This is a genomic window from Lishizhenia tianjinensis (genome assembly GCF_900116425.1).
Lineage (GTDB): Bacteria > Bacteroidota > Bacteroidia > Flavobacteriales_D > Crocinitomicaceae > Lishizhenia > Lishizhenia tianjinensis.
Genome location: NZ_FPAS01000002.1, coordinates 80,537 through 101,240, shown reverse-complemented (window position 1 = coordinate 101,240; position 20,704 = coordinate 80,537). Strand labels below are relative to the sequence as shown.

Genomic DNA, 20,704 nt, shown 5'->3' with positions numbered 1-20,704 from the left:
ACAACTGTTTTTCAGGCAACTATAAACCTACAACCTACCAAGTTGGAGCTAGAGAGGTTTCTCCATCACATAGTCGTTCATAAAGAAACCTTGACCTATGTCTATGTCTTCTGTCTTGGTAATTTCAAACCCGATATGCTTATAAAAATCTACGGCCGCATTGTAGCGGTTTACGTTTAAATTTAGGCAATCTAAGTTTAGATCTTTGGCGCGTTTCTCTGCAAAATCTATGAGTTGCTTCCCCACTTTTTTGCCTTGAGCCGCAGGTAAAACGTAAATTTTATGAATGCGCAATTTGGTGGTTCCTTGGTAATTCGGTTCTAACCCTATAAAGCCCAAATCTTCTTGATCCTTTAAGATGTAGAATTCATGTCCCTTTGCAATTTGCTCTTTAAGGGTGTCGACGTTGTACATCCAATTGAGCATGTAGGTTATTTGATCCGGGGTCAATATTTCTTTAAAAGTATCTGGCCAAGTGGCACGTGCTAAACGTTCCACTCTTTGGATTTCTTCGGGCGCAATTTGTTCTATCATGATCCTTTTTTCTAGCGGAGGTAAAAATAAGGAAATTACATGTTGGGGGGCAAGGATTCAACGATTCGATGATTCAACGATTCAAGAATTCAATGATTCAATGATTCGAAGATTCAACAATTCAACAATTCAAGGATTCAAGGAGGTTCAATTTTGACTGGTATAAGATTCTTAAAAACATCTAGAAAACCAATCCAACAACTGATTCTAAGCCAATAAATTAGCTCATCAAAACATCACACTATGAAAACACTCTTTACACTCGCAGTAAGCTTTTCTTTTATCTATTTCAACTTTGCCCAAACCCAAATCACAGCAAGTACCCTTACACCCACTATTGGATCGACGGTAAAAACAAGATCAAGTACCATAGAACCGATAAATTATCTTCCCAATGGAATAAATGTCCTGTGGGATTTATCTCAAGTATTTGCCAGTCAAATAGACAGCTTTACCTACATCAATGTTGCCGATGCACAAAACCCCAACCTGGCACCCAATGCAAGCTATGTAAAGCGCTACAACAGCGGGGAGCTTTTTGTCACTTTAAACGACAGCGCTTATGTGCACGACTATTACCATCCTTACCAAAACTATAGTTTTATCTACGATTATGCCATCCTTTTTAATTTACCTATGACCTACGGAAATGTAGATACCAACTACTATACAGGTGTACTTAGTCTGCCCGGAGCTACTACTATAAGAACAGTAGAAAGCATACAAAGCGTAGAAGGTGTAGGTACCTTGTTTACCCCTGAATGGCACTTAGAGGATTGTATAAAAACTAAAGTGGTACGCAACTTTAAAGACTCTGCTGTTAGCACGCAGGCAGTAGTTTACTCTAGCGACACCACTTACTTTTGGTTTAATGCGAATTTTCCTGAACCCGTATTGAGCATAAGTATCAATTACTCTGCAGCCAACCAACAAACCTATTACTATAATTCATTTAGACTCATTGAAAATTTATCGACCTCGAAAGCTGATCTTTATGCACTAAAAATTCACCCTAACCCCTCTAAGGGAATTGTTTACTTAAACGATTTGCAAGAGAACTATAGCTTGGAGGTTCATAATTTACTTGGAAAAAGAGTGGCTACTTACACCTTAGAAAAAGGAAACCAGCAAATAGACCTGGGTTACCTAGAAAGCGGTGGATACCTCTTAACTTTTACAGGTGCATCGGGCTCTCACACGCAAAGACTTATAATAGAATAACAAAACTACTAATCACACCTGCATTCTTCATTACTAATTGTTTTAGCAAATCTCCTCAACCTTAACTGGGTTGAGGGGGCTGCTGAAGAACAAGCAACTAGAAAATTAATTAGACCTGTAAACAAATCTAAAATTCAACTTATTTGTCCTCTTGTTTTTGAAGAAAACGAAGTACATTTAAGGAAACCTGTACTTAACCACGGCACTTGTACTGTAATTAATGCTGTAAGGAAATACATGGAATAAGCTTAGCCTAACACCGTCGTAAATTTATAAGCTTATTGCTCCTCAACTTTGTAAAAGGTTGGGGAGTTTTTGTCTTAGAGCGCTAGACGGGGCGATTCAGGGATTCAAGAATTCAATAATTCAAGGATTCAAGGATTCAAGAATTCAAAGATTTAAGCAAACAAAAAGGGTTGACTCTAGACGAATCAACCCTTTATTAACTTTTATGTTTTTGCTTAGGCTTTAACCAATAAGAATTTGGTATCTGCTTCGGCTTCTATGTCTGCAATCATATCTGTGTTTTCTACGGCTCCAACTACGATTCCTGTAGCCAATACCTCATCACAGATGTAAGATGTATTTTCAGCAATTGCTTTGGCGATGTTATCCGATGTTTCTATCGTTAAGGCAATTTTATCTGTTACTTCTAATCCTGCTTCTTTTCTGAAGTTCTGAATACGATTCACCAATTCTCTGGCAATACCTTCTTGTTTCAATTCTTCTGATAAAGTAATATCCATCGCCACAGTTAAACCACCTTCTGTAGTCACTAACCATCCTGGGATATCATCTGTCAAGATTTCGAAATCGGCCATATCTAAGGCAATGTTTTCACCATTTACTTCACCTGACCAACCGTTGTTTTTCTCAACTAAAGCTATCTCTTCTTGTCCCCATTGGTTTACCATTCCGGCAATCGCCTTCATTTGTTTCCCGTATTTAGGTCCAATTGTTTTGAAGTTTGGCTTAATTTTCTTCACCAAAATACCTGCAGTATCTTCTAACAATTCGATTTCCTTTACGTTGATTTCAGAAAGAATCAAATCACTTACGTGCTCTATATTCTTTTTGAAGTTGGCATCTAAAATAGGCACCATAATCTTCTGCAAAGGCTGACGCACTTTGATCTTCTCTTTCTTTCTCAAGCTCAAAGCCATAGAACTTACTTTCTGTGCAATTTCCATTTGTGCTTCTAACTCTAAATCAATCGCTGCTTCATCTACTGCTGGGAAGTCTGCCAAGTGAACAGACTCCAAATTGTGTTTACCTGAAACTGCATTTAAATCACTAAACAACTCATCTGTAAAGAAAGGAGCGATAGGTGAAGAAATGATAGCTATCGTTTCTAAACACTTGTATAAAGTCTGGTAAGCAGAGATTTTGTCTGTAGAGTAATCCCCTTTCCAGAAACGTCTTCTACATAAACGTACATACCAGTTACTCATTTGATCGTTCACAAACTCGTTTATTAAACGACCTGCTTTTGTAGGTTCAAACGCTGCAAATGCTGCATCTACGTTTTTCACCAAAGAGTTTAATTTAGAAATGATCCATCTATCAATCTCTGGTCTGTCCGCCAACGCGATATCGTCTTCAGCATAGCTAAATCCATCGATGTTTGCATATAAACCAAAGAAAGAGTAGGTATTGTATAAAGTACCGAAGAACTTACGTTGCACTTCCGTAATTCCATCTAAATCGAATCTTAAGTTATCCCAAGGCTGCGCGTTTGTAATCATGTACCAACGTGTAGCATCTGGTCCGTATTTCTCCAAAGTAGTAAATGGATCTACGGCGTTACCTAAACGCTTCGACATCTTCTGTCCGTTCTTATCCAATACCAAACCGTTAGAAATAACGTTTTTGTAGGCTACTTTATCGAACACCATCGTAGAGATAGCGTGCAATGTATAGAACCAACCTCTGGTTTGGTCCACACCTTCTGCAATAAAATCTGCAGGGTGAGCACCTGAGTTATCGATTAATTCTTTGTTTTCAAATGGGTAGTGCCACTGTGCATACGGCATAGATCCTGAATCAAACCAAACGTCGATCAAATCTGCTTCACGCTTCATTGGCTCTCCTTTAGAAGACGCCAAAGTGATTTCATCTACGTAGTTTTTGTGTAAGTCAACCTTGTCATAGTTTTCTTTCGACATGTTACCTACTTCAAAATCTGCCAATGGATTGCTTTCCATCACACCTGCAGCTACTGCTTTTTCACATTCTGCCTTTAACTGTTCTACAGAAGAGATACAAATTTGCTCATCTCCCTCTGCTGTACTCCAAATTGGAATTGGAATACCCCAGTAACGCGAACGCGACAAGTTCCAATCGTTTAGGTTTTCTAACCATTTCCCGAAACGACCTGTACCTGTACTTTCTGGTTTCCAGTTAATGGTTGTATTCAACTCCATCATTCTTTCCTTCACCTGTGTAGCTTTGATGAACCAAGAATCTAATGGATAATACAATACTGGCTTGTCTGTTCTCCAACAGTGTGGGTAACTGTGGACATATTTTTCAACCTTAAAGGCTCTGTTTTGCTCTTTTAATTGGATGGCGATTTGAACGTCTACCGACTTCTCAGGAGCTTCTCCTTCGTTGTAGTATTCATTCTTTACGAACATACCTGCAAACTCACCCATTTCTGGTCTGAATTTACCTTGCAAGTCAACCAAAGGAACTTGATTTCCTTTTTCATCCAACACTAACAATCCTGGTACTCCAGCATCTTTCGCTACTTTGGCATCATCTGCACCAAAAGTCGGCGCTGTGTGTACGATACCTGTACCATCTTCCGTCGTAACGAAGTCACCCGGAATAACCGCAAATGCTTTGTCTGCATCCTCACAAGGTTGTGCAAACGGTAACAATTGCTCGTATTTATTTCCTACTAAATCAGCACCCGTACATTCTCCGATTACTGCGTAAGGAATTTTCTTATCCCCTTCTTTGTAGTTGTCTACTTCTTCTCTGGTTTCAACAGAAACAAATTTCCCTTTGAATTGCTTTGCAACCAATGGCTCTGCTAAAATTAAGTTTACCGGCTGATGCGTGTATTGGTTCCAAGTTTTTACGATAACGTAAGTAATTTTTGGTCCAACCGTTAACGCTGTATTCGAAGGCAATGTCCAAGGAGTAGTTGTCCACGCCAAGAAGAAAGTTCTTTCTAACTCTTCAGCAGATAAATCTACCATAGAGAAAGGCTTGTTCCAGGTATCTGCTTTCACTTTGAATTGCGCTACAACCGTCGTGTCTGTTACGTCTTGGTAACATCCTGGTTGGTTCAATTCGTGAGAAGACAAACCTGTACCTGCAGCTGGCGAGTAAGGCTGGATAGTATATCCTTTGTACATCATGTCTTTGTTGTACAACTGACCCAACAACCACCATACAGATTCCATGTATTTAGATTCGTAAGTGATGTATGGATTTTCCATATCCACCCAGTATCCCATGTCTTTGGTTAACTTGTTCCATACATCTGTGTAACGCATTACTGCTTCTTTACACGCTTTGTTGTACTCGTCAACCGTTATCTTTTTACCAATATCTTCTTTGGTGATTCCTAATTCTTTCTCAACCCCTAATTCTACCGGTAAACCGTGCGTATCCCAACCTGCTTTACGCTTAACTTGGAAACCTTTTAGGGTTTTGTAACGACAAAAAATGTCTTTAATCGAACGCGCCATTACGTGGTGAATACCTGGTAAACCATTTGCTGAGGGTGGTCCCTCAAAAAACACAAAAGGCTTATTTTCGTCGCGAGAGCTAATAGACTTTTCGAAAACGTTTTCTTTTTCCCATTTCTCTAGCACACGTGTTGCCACATTCGGCAAGTTTAATCCTTTATATTCCTTGTATTTAGCGCTCATTTCGCTCGTCGTTTTAATTATGACTTGCAAAAATAAGGAATTCATGGAATTAGGGAGGATAGGGGGGCGGGAAGATTGAAAAATTCAAAAATTCAAGGATTCGAGGATTCAAAGATTGACACCTCCACTTAAAACAGAATCGAGTGTGAGATAAGAGTATTGAGATAAAGGCTTATTTCTAAAACATCACTTCAGGATAAAATCTCTTCAATAAAACTAAACTACTTCTTTTTTATTCTTCCTTCCCAACCTCACATTCCAGTAGGTAATCAAAATACTCCCGATTACACCGGGCAATAGCCAACCTACAATTCCGGGTACTAACTGATTCACTACTATAAAGGCGGTAATGGCAGAAATATAAGCGCCGAGCATTCTACTCAAATGTTGGACTAACCAGTTCTTTTTCAACTTCTCGGGATTTCGAAACAAGCGTAAATCCTGAATAGCAAACACAAGTAATGCTCCTCCAAATACGGCTTGGACGATGTTAATTACACCGAACATAAATATTGGAGCCACCATCATTACAGGTGCAAAAACGAGCATGAAGAAAGCCAAGGCTTTATCCCATTTGAGGTTAACATCGGCTTCCTTGTATTTCAACGCACGCCAACCGGTGAATAAAAAGTAAAAAGAGAAAATACCCACACTAAATAAAAAAGGACTTTCATGGTCGGGTAAACATGCAGTTATCATGGCCGAAATACTGCACAATAACATGGTATAGAAGAAAACCCTTCCCCACCCCTTGTGTTGCTTCCCTCCTTTTTTAAAAATGACGGCTAAGGTAGCGGATAAAAGAGCGATTCCTCCAAAAGCTGCATGGGTAACAATTAACGCTGTAATCATGACATTCTGAAATTCAAAAATTTAATAATCTAAAGATTCAACAATTGTAGAGAACCTTGTTATGACATTACAAGTTTATATGGAAACCACCGTAAAACCTGAGGGTTGGGATGTTTACCATAGGGTTGGGATGAAAAACAAAGTTTGCTGGGTTCTGCGCTATACAATCGCGCAGGAGCAACGGCGTTACAAACGCGCTGGAGTTAGGATATTCTGAATGCTTCGGAGTGGTTTATTAAAGCTTCTCCATTCTTTCTTTGAAGGTAGGAATGAAGGTTCTAGACACAGGAATTTTTGCGAAGATATTCTTGAGAGACAAGGTATAACCTTGTGCATTTCCATCTACCTCTTCTACACAATTGAGGTTTACAATAAATGCTCTATGACACTTAAATAAATAGGTCTGTTCAATGCTCTCATCCATCTTTTTAAGTGTCATTCTCAACCGCGTTGACAGCAGCTCACCTTCTTGGAGATGGAAAACATACAAATAATTCCCCACGGATTCTACATAAATGATGGCTGCAGGATCAAAGACGAAAGTTTGTGTTCCAGATTCAAGCACAATGTTTTCTACAGGTTCATCCTCTTTGGCCTGTGAAGCATGGAGTTGTGCATTTATTTGAGCCGACGATTTTAAGTTTTGTTTCAACAACTTGTTCTGCTGTAAAAATGTTATGATAACAGCAGGGAATAAACCTACAGGAAGGGTAAAACCAATAAAAGTTAAGAGTCCTTCCCAACCTATCCAAGGAAAAATATGCAACCCAACAGAATAGAAGTAATTTCCTACAGCTATCATCAACACGTCTATATTCAACCAAAGAATTTGTTTACCAACTGTCCAGTTTTTCTCCTCAAAATAATTGGGAAATAAGGCGGATAAAAGAACTAAGTTTAGCGCTAATATCAACAAAGTAACTCCTCCGTAGCCTAAGAGTTTAAGTGACTTATAAGATGTCTCAAGAAACTGTAATCCGAAGGGTTGAAAAAACATTAAAAAGAGTCCGATAAAACCACTAATGGCAATAATCATAGGCCATTTTTTAATGTTTACCGGATAGGGTTGATGAAGTATGTTTTTCTTTTGAGTCATCATTTCTTGTTGCACGAAGATAATCCTTCCACCTAATAATTTGAAATTCAACAAAAATACATGTGTTCTTAGCAATATTTTTTACCTTTTAACAAAGCAAGAAAAATGGCAGAACACCCTCATCACGGCAGTGGAGAAAATTTAAAACTCGCATTCTTCCTTAACTTGTGCTTTACAATATTGGAGTTCATTGGAGGTTAGTGGGTAAATAGTGTTGCCATCTACTCTGATGCTATACACGATTTAGGCGACTCGTTGGCACTCGGTACTGCCTGGTACTTGGAAAAGAAATCAAAACAAAAAGCGAATAAAAAATACACCTTTGGCTATCAACGCTTCTCACTGTTAGGGGCTTTGATCAATAGTGTGGTATTAATTGTAGGATCGCTATTCGTAATCAAAGAAGCAGCCGAAAGGATATTTGAACCTGAACCATCTAATGCCACAGGAATGCTTGTATTTGCATTGGTTGGAATTGCGGTAAATGGATATGCAGCATGGAAAGTAGGTCGTGGAAAGACACTTAATGAACGCGTGGTCTCCTGGCACTTGTTGGAAGATGTTTTGGGATGGGTAGCCATCTTGGTTTTGTCTTTAATCCTTCAGTTTACCGACGCGTATTACTTGGACCCCATTTTATCCTTATTTATTACCCTATTCATACTTTGGGGTGTTTTTAAACGACTCAAAGAAACCTTATACATTTTCCTTCAAGGATCACCAAAAGGGATGGATGTAGACGAAATAAAAAATCAAATACTGCAAGTTGAGGCTGTAAAAAACTTACACCATACACACATTTGGACATTGGAAGGAGAGGCTTACGTATTTACTACACATATTGCCTTGAATCCGAGCTTAAATCAAACGCAAATCCTGCTTGTCAAAAAAGAAATAAAAAACAAACTAAAACCTTATAACTTCAAACACATCACCCTAGAAATTGAGTTAGAAGTGGATAGTTGTTCGTTAAAATAACTCTTTGACTACTATTTTTTTAACGTTTAAAAATATAGCTCATCGATGATAATTAGTTGTTCGTCCCGCATAAGGGTTCATACAAATCTTTTCCAAAAATACAGATTCACTTTTCTCTACATTTGGTCGCGTAAAGGCGTATGTTTTAATGTTAAGGTTCTTAATTCCTATTATTACTATCTTATGGACTATAAATGTTTGTTATGCAACAAACTATTATTCAGTCCAACCGGGCGGGTATGGAACTAATTCAACCTGGATTACGGTTCCTAGCGTCAACCCAAGTGCTCCGCCTGACTATTTACCCTTTGGAGATACCGTGTTCATTTCACATGACGTAACCTACAACAAAAACATCTTTTTTGATGGCGTTTTCATCGTAGAGAATACGGGAACTTTTGACAATTCAAAGAGCGTAACGATAAACATTATTGGCGCCGCTTACTTGAATGGAAATGTAAACATAAGCACGAGTTACACCAATAACGGATACAGCGAAATCATTGCTTCTTTACTTGTTAAAACCTTTGAAAATAATCAAGGAGGAACGGTAGATGTGTATGGAACACTTAATCCTAGGTACTTTCACAACCATTCAATTTTAAATAATTACAACATCCTATTTATTAATGTCTCGAATGGAACTTTCATCAATTACGGGGATGCTACACTTACCAACACGGCAGAATTAAGTACGGAAACTGATTTAGAAAATGTTGGAACGCTCATTAACTCAGGTACTGTAAACGCTTCAAAAGACATTAATAACGAAGGATCCATAGTCTCCAATGGCCTTATAGACGTCATCATTAACCTCAACAACAACGGTAGTATTACCAATTCTGGATACATTAATGTGACTGGACATTTTTTTAATTACGCATCTTTAATTAATTCAGCCTATGTTACTGTTTTATTAGATTTTATAAATGACGGTAGTACAGATAACAACGCCTATATCACTGTATCTGAAAATTTTGAAAATGCTGGAACGCTAGAAAATAATACAAATGGCAGTATCAACATTACACTCGATTACACCAATACGGGCTCGGTAAACAATTCAGGTTATTTGAATACGAATACGGTTTTAGACCAAGGGTACACCTGTAATTCAGGAAGTATACAAGTGACGCAGGGCAATAACTACGATTGCGATGGATGTACCGTTACTTGTGGAGGGTATACTACAACTTGTATTCTCGACTTGAAATCGGGATCAGACATTTCCAATCAAAACTACTGTTGTCAAGACAATAGCAATACCCTTATTAGTCTTGCCACAGCGGGTAACCCAACCTTCATGATAGACTCCGCAACCATTTTCATTTGTGGAGTGCCACTTCCTGTTGAATTGCTATCTTTTTCGGGAAAAGCACTGGACAACGGAACCAACGAAATTACGTGGGTTACCGCTACCGAAATGAATAATGCCTATTTTGTTGTAGAGAAAAGTTATGATGGAGAACAATGGAGTTTTGTAGAACAGGTGGAAGGTGCAGGTTACAGTGACCAAGTATTGCACTACACTATAGTTGATGAAAAAACTTTAATTGGAACAACTTACTATCGTTTAAAACAGGTGGACTACAATGGTGATTTTAAATACTACGATCCCATTTCTATTTTTCAAGAAAAAGGCGAAAAACGTTTGTCGGCCTACCCAAATCCGAGTAAAGATGTACTTTACTTAAAATCCACAGAAATCATTACCCTAGACCGCTTACTTTTTTCTAGTCTTTCAGGTGAAAACATAAACAATCACCTAGAAATAATAGATGTTAGTGATCACAGCTTAACCCTAGACCTATCCGCTCTTCCGAGTGGTGTGTACATCCTTCAATATGATGGAGAGGTGCATCGCATAGTGATACAGTATTGAGTTTGAGTAATGAGCAATAGAAGCAATGTGTGATTTTAATCTCTAAATCCTTACTTCCTCTTCTTTTTAAATCTTTAAATAGAGAATTTTAATTCTCCTTAAATGCTTCAATCCAAAAAAAGACCGACTCCCTGAGGAATCGGCCTTTGTCTGAAAATCAATATGTAAACGGGTGATTAGTTTTTAGAAAATTTAATCGTTTGAACATGATCACCTTGTTGTACCACTAATAAGTACATACCGGCGCTATTGTTTGTGAAATCAAATTCAACATCGTGATCTAATTCATCACTGCTAATCGTTCTTGTCATGATTACTCTACCGTCCATGCTGTAAATTGTTACTTGTGCATTTACTTCATGGTCTTCTCCCGTAAAGAATAAACTGAAAGATCCGTTGTTCGGGTTAGGGAACAAAACAATGTTCTCTTCTTCAACAACTTCTATAGCTTCCATTTTAGCACTGATACATGGTCCTAAATAATCTCCATGAGCCAAGTGAGCTGGAACTGCATTTGCACTAACACAAATGTTGTGGTACTCTACAGTTGTAACTCCTTTTTTCGTTTTAGATTCTTTGTGACACACCATTACTTTGTTTAAGTTATTCCCACATCTTGCGTCTATCACATCTACAAAGAAAGAAGCTGTAGTTGTACATCCATTGGCATCTGTAACCAATAAAGTATAATTTGTAGGAACCATAGGAGATACATCTATACTTGCAGTATTTCCAACGTTCACACCATCTTGGTTTGTCCAAGCGTAAGTATACCCTTGAATTCCACCTGTAGTAGTTGACGCCAAATTAACTGTTTGCGTTCCGTAACCTAAGTAAATCGTGTATTGGTTCTGACCAGCTACTGGGAAGTCTGGCGACATCACTAAAGATGTAGCTAATACTTCTGGCTCAGTTAAAGTAACGGTTTCAGAAATCGTTCTTCCTTTTGCATCCGTAACGGTTAAGGTATATGTTCCAGCTCCTAAATTCGCTGCATCCTCCGTTGTTTGACCATCAGACCAAGCGTAAGAGTAAGGAAGACATCCTCCATCCATCGTAGCATCTATACTTCCATCTGTTAATCCGTTACAAGAAATATTCACACCACCTACATAAGTAGCAGCATTCAAGTTCAAGCTTAAAGGAACAGTGGTAATTTCAACATCAAAACTACATGTTGCTGTGTTTCCTGCAGCATCTGTTATTGTGTAAGAAACTGTAGTTATCCCTTCTTCAAAGTTGTCACCTGACTGATGCGAAGAAGTAACTGTGTATGAACAGTTATCCCAAACTTGAGGCGCATTCCATGAAATTGATGGACTACAATCGTTCGGTTGTGCTTGGTAAGAAATATTTGCAGGACACGTAATCGTTGGTGCAATGTTATCTTCTACCGTTACAACTGCTGTAGCTGTACTTGTATTTCCAGAAGGATCGGTAACCGTAAGTACTACCGTGTTATTTCCTAAATCTGCACATGTAAAGTTTGTTTGAGAAAGTGCTAAAGTAACACCACAAACATCGCTAGAACCGTTATCAATATCAGCTGTAGAAATTGAAGCAAGTCCATTTGCATCTAAAGCAACTACAAAATCTTGGGCCTGTGCCACAGGAGCTGTAGAGTCTACAACCGTAACCGTAGCAGTATTAGAAGCCGTATTGTTGCTGTTATCAACCACAGTTAACGTAACTGTATTTGCTCCGATATTCGCACAAGTAAAGTTGGTTTGAGAAGCAGTAATTGAAGCTACTCCACAGTTATCATTACTTCCGTTATCTATCATTAATGAAGCAGGAATAGTTTTATCTATACTTAAATCTGCAATGAAACATCCACTTGCATCATTTCCTCCCAATTGTTGAAGAAGCACGTTTGCAGTAGTTGTATTTGTAACAGTAAAGTTGATTGTTTCGGTTTGCGTTGCGTTTGTTGAAGTAAAAGTTTGATTGAATAAAGATCCTACACTTAAACTAAAGTTTTGCTGGTATTCACCGCTTCCACTGTTGTTTTTGTGTAAGAAGCTAATTGTGTAAGATCCAGGTGTAAACACTACACTTTGAACTGATTCTAAGTGAGCATTGTTGTTTCCTGATAAATCAACACTAACTCCACTTGCAGAACCCGGGATGAAAGTCGACCAAATATCTACACTACCCGAAATTACATTCCAGTCCGTTAATGAAGTAAGGTTAAACCCTTGTGTTTCATTAGCAAAGTTTCCATTAAATACTTGCTGCGTTGAAGTAGCTCCAAGAATAGAAGCGTTTCCTGTAGCATCTAAGTAAACCGTTACATCTTGCGTGTTTGCAGCTGGCGCTATTGAATCAATTACAGTAACTGTAGCTGTAGCTGTATTTGCATTTCCACTTGCATCTATAGCCGTTAAGGTAACAGTGTTATTTCCTGTAGCTGAACAATCAAAATTTGCAGGAGAAACTGATAAAGTAACTCCACACGCATCAGTAGAACCATTGTCTACATCTGCAGCTGTAATTGATGCACTTCCAGATCCATCTAAATAAACCGTAACATCTTGTGTAGCCATTGCAGGAGCAGTGCTATCTATTACTGTAACTATAGCTGAAGCTGTAGAAGTATTTCCATTTACATCCGTAACCGTTAATGTAACTGAATTAGCACCTTGATCAGCACATGTAAAGTTAGACTTGTCAATGGCTAACGCAGCAATTCCACATGCATCTGATGATCCACCATCTACATCTGCAGCAGCGATTGAAGCATTTCCTGCAGCATCTAAAATTACATTAATGTCTTGCGCTACCGCTAATGGGTTGGTAATATCTTCCACACCAACTGTATACGTTTGCGTGATATCTGCCGCTCCAGGGTTTGTGATTGTTAAGCTGTAAGTTCCTGGTAAAAGTCCTGAAACATCTTGCGTTGTAGCTCCATTACTCCAAGCGTAAGAAATACAAGGCTTGTTGTAAGATACTTCAACATCTATACTTCCATCTGCATTGTTTGCACAACTTGCATTTGATACGTTCGCCGATGTAATAGCAAAGTTTTCTGTAAAGGTTAAGCTGTTTACTTTTACTCTGTGTTCGTTATTCAAGCCACCAGTAGCAGCTGTCCAACCCCAATAAACACCTGTATTTCCTCCGAAAATTGTTGAAGCAATATTTCCCGTATAGTGAATTACCGTAGTACCGTCGTAAATTACTTGGTAGTTTTAATTAGCGGCATTCCAAGAAATAACTACATGGTGGTATTGTCCATCTTCCATATTTGCTACAGAAACTGGATTAACTAAAGTATTTGAACCGTAGTGACTCACGTCTCCATTCTTTTGAAGTGCAATGTGATCTGCAGCTGGGTCTGATGGGTTGGTGTAGGTATCAAACTCTACCGCCAAAGAAGTAGGAATACCTAAATAACCTAGACCTCCTCCAGCAGAACCTTGTCCTGTACTTAAAGGCTGAAGAACAAAGGCCATACCGTCTGCTCCCCAATCTTGGTTACCTGCGTAGATATCAAAATCTAAGGTGAAGTCTGTAGTTAAATCTAATTTATTTTGGTACCACATCGATCCGAATTGCGCACCAACCGCTTGTGTTAACCTAAAGGTTTCACTTCCTTGGTATACAGCATTTCCATTCACTACGTAATCTGCAGCGTTGAAAGTGTTTACAATATTTGCATTACTTACATTTACTGTAGCTGTTGCTGTTCCCGTAAAACCGTTAACATCTGTTACCGTTAAGGTTACTGTGTTTGCTCCAAGATCGGCACACGTAAATGCAGATGGACTTACAGACATACTTGCTATACCACAAGTAGCCGTTGAACCATTGTTCACATCACTTGCCGCAATACTTGCATTACCAGCAGCATCTAAGGCAACGGTAATATTTTGTGCAATTGCATTTACAGAACAATTGTTTACCACTAAAGCAAAGTTTTGGAAAACAGTACCCGCTGGGTCTTGGTGATGTAAATCATCCTCTGCTCTCAACTGAATATTTACTGTTCCTGCATCAGCAGATGAAGGTGTACCTGATAAAGTTGCAGTTCCATCTCCATTATCTGTTAGTGTTAACCAACTTGGCAAATTCAATCCTACAATTTCTAAGTGATCACCGTAAGTCATATCTTGGTCAGCGACTACAACATTATAGGTGTAAGTGCTTCCAACGTCAGCTGTAGTAACTGGTGATGAAGTGAAAGCTGGAGCTGAGTTTACTACTTGGTAAACTTCGTGTACTGTTTTATCTCCATAGCTATCTTCTGCTGTAAAGAAAACGTGACGGTGTCCCCACTGATCTGCTGTAGGTGTCCATGTAAAAGTTCCTGAAGTTGGGTTTGCTGCAGCTGTAGGTAAGTTACTGAAACTAGCTCCTGCATATAAAGGAATTTTGTTCCCCATCATATCCTTTCCTTGTACGTTTACAATTTGTACAACATCCAAAGGATCTGGATCTGAAGCTTGAACCGTGTACGTGTAGGTACTACCTGGTGCAATGGCAATATCATGAGAACCAGTTGCAGGTGTTGGAGGAACATCAAATTGTGGTTTCAAACTTACAATGATAGATACTGATGTGTTGATTTGAGATCCCACATTATCTTGTGCAATGAAGTTAATTACATTTGTTCCTAAGTTACTCGCTGTTGGCGTCCAAGTAAACGTTGTTAAAACAGGGTTTGCCGTTGTAGGTAAAGCAGGTGAAAAAGAAGAACCTAATGGAGCTCCGATTGCTGACAACTGAACTGTTGATCCTGCATCTGTATCCAATGCTTTTACATTAAAGGTTACCGTTTGTCCTGGTGATGTTTGATATACGTATCCAGCACTTGGCGTTACAGCGTAGTCAAACTCAGGTGGATTTGATTGTTGTACAATACGAATGATAAAATCATTGATAACTTTCGACTGCCCATCCTCTACAACAATGGCAGCATTATACAATTGTCCTACAGATGCATTGGTAGTATTAAATGTCAACACCCCAGTGGTAGGATGAATACTCAAACCTGCTGGTTGTGACCCTAAAAACTCATTGTACGTAGCTAATCTATAAGTCAAAGCATCATTATCTGGATCTGTAGCTGGCACCTGGAAAGTTGCCGTAGCACTATTGGTTTGCATGGCAATAATAGGTGCCATTGTAACTACTGGCGCATCATTTCCTGCTCCAACATTTACCTTGGTTTCATTTCTCCAACTTGCTGAAGAGTTGTTCACCATACCATAAATCTTACAACAACTTTGGAAATAAGCAATGTAATCTCCAGCATTGGCGTAAGTATGCGTAAAAGTTGTTTCACCATAATGCCAATTTTCAGCAGAACTAGATGAGGTAACTGTTACATTAAAACTTTGTGACGTTCCATCCCCAAAGTGGAGAACATCATAGTTACTGGAAGTACCTATAGCTCTATACCCAGCATAAGCTTGTGAAACTTTAAACTCTATGGTGTTTCCCGAGAGTACCCTCCACGAAATGGTACCATGTCTAAAGTGACTGGCCAAGGAGGTTAATGAAACTAAACAGATACTTAATAGCAGCAAGAACCTGTTCAGAAAACGTGCGTGTGTTTTCATAAAAAAATTTATTGGTTAAAAAAATTTCGGTTCAGCTGCACAGAAGTGTTAGACACTTAGCGGCAGAGTGTTAAAGAGAGGACAAAGCCTCTCCCTAACTAGTAGCAGTGCGTTAAAGGGCTTTCATTTTTCGGGCCTTTTAATAACGGAGTAAATGTATTCTAAGCTTTTGAGCTAGCATAAAAATTGTTGCGAATGACATGCATATAGTTACCAATTACAAAATTAGTTTTGGATTTAGATCAAAACCCTTGAACACCCTTCAAAAGTATACATATCTACCCCTATTTCCCACCTAGGAAATCACCCCTTACCCAAAGGGGGTAAACAACTCCGAATGAACGAAATAGAATGTTTTTAATTTCTCAACCTCTTCGTCCTCATTACACTTGATCTAATCAGTAGCAAAAAGTTGATAGAGGCAATCATAAATACACGCCAAGAAGGGCATCCAATTCTTCCTAACTTTCGTTAATTTCTCGAGCGAACAAAATATATCAACCCTTTGTTTGTTAGTAAAAGGCGGGAAGCGTATTTTTGTAGATTGGAACGAGTGCCATATGAAAGAATTTAAAGCAGGTCCTTTATTGGACAAAATAGATATACCGGAAGATTTGAGAAATTTATCGGTAGAGGATTTACCTCAAGTTTCGGACGAAGTTCGTCAGTATATCATAGATGTAATTTCAGAAATTGGAAACTCTCACTTCGGTGCTAGTTTGGGTGTAGTGGAACTAACGGTTGCTTTACACTATGTATTTAATACACCTTATGATCAATTGGTTTGGGACGTTGGTCACCAAGCTTATGGACACAAAATCCTTACCGGTCGTAGGAAGCAATTCCACACCAACAGAATGAAAGGTGGTATTTCAGGTTTCCCAAAAAGAAGTGAATCTGAATACGATACTTTTGGTGTAGGTCACTCTTCTACTTCTATCTCTGGTGCTTTAGGTATGGCCGTTGCCAACAACTATAAAGGAGAAAAAGAAAGACAACACATTGCCGTAATTGGTGATGGAGCTATGACCGCTGGTTTGGCTTTCGAAGGTATGAACCATGCTGGTTTCGAAAAAGACGCTAACCTTTTGGTAGTCTTGAATGATAACTGTATGTCCATCGATCCTAACGTAGGTGCTTTAAAAGATTACTTAACAGACATCACAACTTCGCATACCTATAATAAGGTAAAAGATGAGGTTTGGAAATTATTGGGCAAGATGTCTAAATTCGGACCAGATGCTCAAACGGTAGCTTCTAAAGTTTCAACGGCTTTAAAAGGAAGTTTGTTGAAGCAAAGTAACTTGTTCGAAGCCTTGAATTTTAGATACTTTGGTCCAGTTGATGGTCACGACGTTATCGGTTTAGCAAAAATATTAGAAGATTTAAAAGATATCCCTGGTCCTAAGTTGTTACACATTTTAACCAAAAAGGGAAAAGGATACAAATACTCAGAGGAAGGAAATCCAACACAATGGCACGCTCCAGGTGTATTTAACAAGCACACAGGTGAAATTGTAAAAGTGGTTCCTAAATCTCCACAAGCGCCGAAATACCAAGATGTATTCGGACACACCATCGTTGAATTAGCAGAAGAAAATGACAAAATCATGGGGATTACTCCAGCCATGCCAACAGGTTCTTCGCTAAACATCATGATGAAAGCCATGCCAGACAGAGCCTTTGACGTGGGTATCGCAGAACAACACGCGGTAACCTTCTCAGCAGGTTTGGCAACGCAAGGTATGGTTCCATTCTGTAACATTTACTCTTCATTTATGCAGCGTGCCTACGACCAAGTGGTGCACGATGTAGCTTTGCAGAATTTAAATGTTGTGTTCTGTTTAGACCGTGCAGGTTTTGCAGGGGCCGATGGAGCAACGCACCACGGAGCTTTAGATATTGCCTACATGCGAAGTATTCCAAACATGATTGTAGCATCTCCTATGAACGAAGCTGAATTGCGTAACATGATGTACACCGCTCAGCAAGAAAACATGGGGCCATTCAGCATACGTTACCCAAGAGGTAAAGGTGTGATGCCAGAGTGGAAAACAAAAATGAAAGCCATTAAGGTAGGAACAGGTAGAAAAATTACTTCAGGAGAAGACATCGCTATTCTTTCTATTGGTCACCACGGAAATTACGTGCAGAAAGCCGTTGAAATGCTTAAAGGAGAAGCAAGTGTGGCACATTACGACATGCGATTTGTGAAACCTTTAGATGAAACTTTATTGCACGAAGTATTCAGCAAATTCGACAAAGTTATTACTGTTGAAGACGGAACAATTATGGGTGGTATGGGTTCTGCAATTTTAGAATTCATGGCCGATAACAAGTACAAGGCAGATTTAACGCGTTTAGGTATTCCTGACGCTTATGTTCACCACGGTACGCAAGACGAATTGTACGCAGATTGTGGTTTTGATGCCATAGGTATTGCCAACACAGTGCGTAAAGAGTTGAATTTACCCCAACAGATTGCTGAAGAACAAAAGAACGTAGGATAAAAGAGTATTGAGCAAGAGTATTGAGTAATGACGCTTAAACGTGGTGAAAGCTCCTTATTAGAACTGAAAAAAAATAGAATAAGACCTGAGATTTTCTTGGGTCTTTTTTTTGGCCCTTACCTTCCGTAAACTACAGGTCGCGCTATACGTTATAGTCCTTAGTAGCAAAACTTAAAAACTACGTGCGCACTTGGCTTCTAAAGTCGCCAAAGCTGCACTTTGTTTTTATAGTCTTCCTCCCAGCGGGCTGCCACTGCTATCGCTAAGGAAGAACAGTTTTGAGCAAGAGTAGAGAGTATGGAAGAATCCCTCATATCGACCTTCGAGACTTCTCCTACCTCGAACCTCAGGCCTCAAAAGCCACTTAAACGTGGTTAATTAGTCCTGAGGTAATCACATGAACCTATTGAACGAAGACGAGTACACAATACATTTTTGTCCAATAATCAAACCTTCAAATTATGGTCCGTAGACCGTATCAAATCAATCAAATTTGAATTCTTGAATCTTTGAATCATTGAATTGTTGATTTGTTGAATCTTTAAATCATCCCAGCCTAACGTTTTCTTTGGTTCGTTTCTTTTTAACAATGGAAAAGAAATCAACAAACACTAACTATCTAGAAATCTAGACATCTCGCTATCTAGGCGTCTAAGAAAACAATTCCTTTAGTACCTCCTCTATTCTACTACACATCACGATTTCTATCTTGAAGTTCTTTTGATCGATTCCCTTGTTGTGTTTGGAGATAATAATCTTATCAAAACCGAGTTTTTGCGCTTCGTGTATACGTTGGTCTATTCTATTCACAGGACGTATCTCTCCAGCCAAACCTACTTCGGCACTCAAACAAATATTTCGCTCTACACTGATGTCAAAATTTGAAGACAAAATAGCTGCCACTACCGCTAGGTCAATCGCTGGGTCATCTACTTTAATACCTCCAGCAATATTTAAGAAAACATCTTTCGCTGCGAGCTTAAATCCACAGCGCTTTTCCATCACCGCCAAGAGCATGTTCAAACGACGTAAATCAAAACCAGTGGCACTTCTTTGAGGTGTACCATAAGCAGCAGTACTCACCAAAGCTTGTATCTCTATTAACATAGGTCGCAAACCTTCTAAAGTAGCGGCAATCGACACCCCACTTAAGGACGTATCCGAATCCGATATTAATATTTCGGATGGATTTTCTACTTGGCGCAATCCATTGCCCAACATTTCATAGATCCCCAATTCATTGGTAGATCCAAACCTATTCTTGATGCTACGCAACAAACGATAAACGTGATTTCTGTCTCCCTCAAACTGCAATACGGCATCCACCATGTGCTCCAAAACCTTTGGTCCGGCCAAAGATCCTTCTTTAGTAATATGACCAATTAAAAACACAGGCGTCTCAGTTTGTTTGGCAAAACGCAACAATGCCGCTGTACATTCCCTAATCTGAGAAATACTTCCAGGAGAGCTTTCTATGTGTTGCGAAAAAATGGTTTGTATAGAGTCAATGATTAAAATATCTGGTTCTAAAATTTCAGCTTGTTTGAAGATGTTCTGAACATTGGTTTCCGTTAATATATAACAGTCTTCATTCGTATTCCCTATACGTTCTGCTCGCATGCGAATTTGTTGATCACTCTCCTCACCCGATACATAGAGGATGGATTTTTTCTCCGCAACAGCCATTTGTAAGAGTAAGGTTGACTTTCCAATTCCCGGCTCTCCCCCAAATAAAATAAGGGATCCAGGCACAAGTCCGTTACCCAATACGCGGTTCAATTCTTTATCTTGTAATTGAATACGTTCTTCTTTACGTGTTTCAATTTCACCTAATTTTTGTGGTTTCGCCGTACGACCGGATGACGATGAAAAGGCCACTACCTCTTTCTTTGAAGTACTCACCACTTCCTCCACAAAAGAGTTCCACTCCGAACACGAAGGACATTTCCCCAACCACTTTGGAGTTTCATAACCACAACTTTGGCAAAAATATGCCGACTTCATCTTAGCCATAAAAGAAAATCAAAAATTAAAATTCAAGGTTCAAAAACAACCCCCGCTCAAATTTAGCAGGAACTACTTAGAGAACAAGTATAAATGAGGAAAGCGTAATCTATTTATGATTTGAGGGATTTGAGGGATTTGAGGGATTTGAGGGATTTGAGGGATTTGAGGGATTT

At 39.0% G+C, this 20,704-nt stretch carries 10 protein-coding genes and 1 pseudogene; 4 read left to right on the top strand and 7 right to left on the bottom strand.

Features of this window, described 5'->3' with window-relative positions:
• Positions 1 to 48: 48 nt before the first annotated feature.
• Positions 49 to 534 carry a GNAT family N-acetyltransferase gene (locus tag BM327_RS07200; RefSeq protein ID WP_090247697.1) on the bottom strand — a complete coding sequence of 162 codons (486 nt, stop codon included), beginning with the start codon at positions 532 to 534 and terminating at the stop codon, positions 49 to 51.
• 243 nt (positions 535 to 777) lie between these two features.
• On the opposite strand from BM327_RS07200, the gene BM327_RS07195 reads away from it, so the two are divergent.
• Positions 778 to 1,755: a T9SS type A sorting domain-containing protein gene (locus tag BM327_RS07195; protein WP_090247696.1), complete on the top strand. Its 978-nt coding sequence runs from the start codon at positions 778 to 780 to the stop codon at positions 1,753 to 1,755.
• 461 nt (positions 1,756 to 2,216) lie between these two features.
• Here the strand turns inward: BM327_RS07195 and ileS are convergent, their stop codons facing one another.
• The 3 genes from ileS to BM327_RS07180 all read right to left on the bottom strand — a co-directional run bounded on the left by ileS (position 2,217) and on the right by BM327_RS07180 (position 7,662).
• Complete coding sequence (gene ileS, locus BM327_RS07190) at positions 2,217 to 5,639, bottom strand: isoleucine--tRNA ligase (protein WP_090247695.1); 3,423 nt, start codon at positions 5,637 to 5,639, stop codon at positions 2,217 to 2,219.
• Positions 5,640 to 5,855: 216 nt separating this feature from the next.
• On the bottom strand, positions 5,856 to 6,491 hold the full coding sequence (locus tag BM327_RS07185) for a DUF2306 domain-containing protein (protein ID WP_090247694.1): 636 nt from the start codon (positions 6,489 to 6,491) through the stop codon (positions 5,856 to 5,858).
• Between the two features lie 235 nt (positions 6,492 to 6,726).
• Positions 6,727 to 7,662: a LytTR family DNA-binding domain-containing protein gene (locus BM327_RS07180; RefSeq protein WP_090247693.1), complete on the bottom strand. Its 936-nt coding sequence runs from the start codon at positions 7,660 to 7,662 to the stop codon at positions 6,727 to 6,729.
• Positions 7,663 to 7,800: 138 nt separating this feature from the next.
• Between BM327_RS07180 and BM327_RS07175 the strand changes: the two are divergent.
• Together BM327_RS07175 and BM327_RS07170 are read left to right on the top strand one after the other, a co-directional pair.
• Positions 7,801 to 8,565, top strand: a pseudogene (locus BM327_RS07175) (cation diffusion facilitator family transporter); the annotation flags it as partial.
• A 148-nt stretch (positions 8,566 to 8,713) separates the two neighbouring features.
• The gene (locus BM327_RS07170) at positions 8,714 to 10,447 is read left to right on the top strand and encodes a T9SS type A sorting domain-containing protein (RefSeq protein ID WP_090247692.1); all 1,734 of its coding nucleotides are present in this window, start codon (positions 8,714 to 8,716) and stop codon (positions 10,445 to 10,447) included.
• A 176-nt stretch (positions 10,448 to 10,623) separates the two neighbouring features.
• Here BM327_RS07170 and BM327_RS07165 read toward each other — a convergent pair whose 3' ends face one another.
• Positions 10,624 to 13,524: an HYR domain-containing protein gene (locus tag BM327_RS07165; protein WP_090247691.1), complete on the bottom strand. Its 2,901-nt coding sequence runs from the start codon at positions 13,522 to 13,524 to the stop codon at positions 10,624 to 10,626.
• Between the two features lie 117 nt (positions 13,525 to 13,641).
• Positions 13,642 to 16,014 (bottom strand): lectin-like domain-containing protein, encoded by a 2,373-nt coding sequence (locus BM327_RS07160; protein WP_090247690.1) that lies wholly within the window; start codon positions 16,012 to 16,014, stop codon positions 13,642 to 13,644.
• Positions 16,015 to 16,574: 560 nt separating this feature from the next.
• Between BM327_RS07160 and dxs the strand changes: the two genes are divergently transcribed.
• Entirely contained in the window at positions 16,575 to 18,524 is a 1,950-nt protein-coding gene (gene dxs / locus BM327_RS07155; protein ID WP_090247689.1) for a 1-deoxy-D-xylulose-5-phosphate synthase, read from the top strand.
• Positions 18,525 to 19,175: 651 nt separating this feature from the next.
• Here dxs and radA read toward each other — a convergent pair.
• A complete protein-coding gene (gene radA, locus BM327_RS07150; RefSeq protein WP_090247688.1) occupies positions 19,176 to 20,537 on the bottom strand; it encodes a DNA repair protein RadA in 1,362 nt (453 codons plus the stop codon).
• Positions 20,538 to 20,704 lie beyond the last annotated feature (167 nt).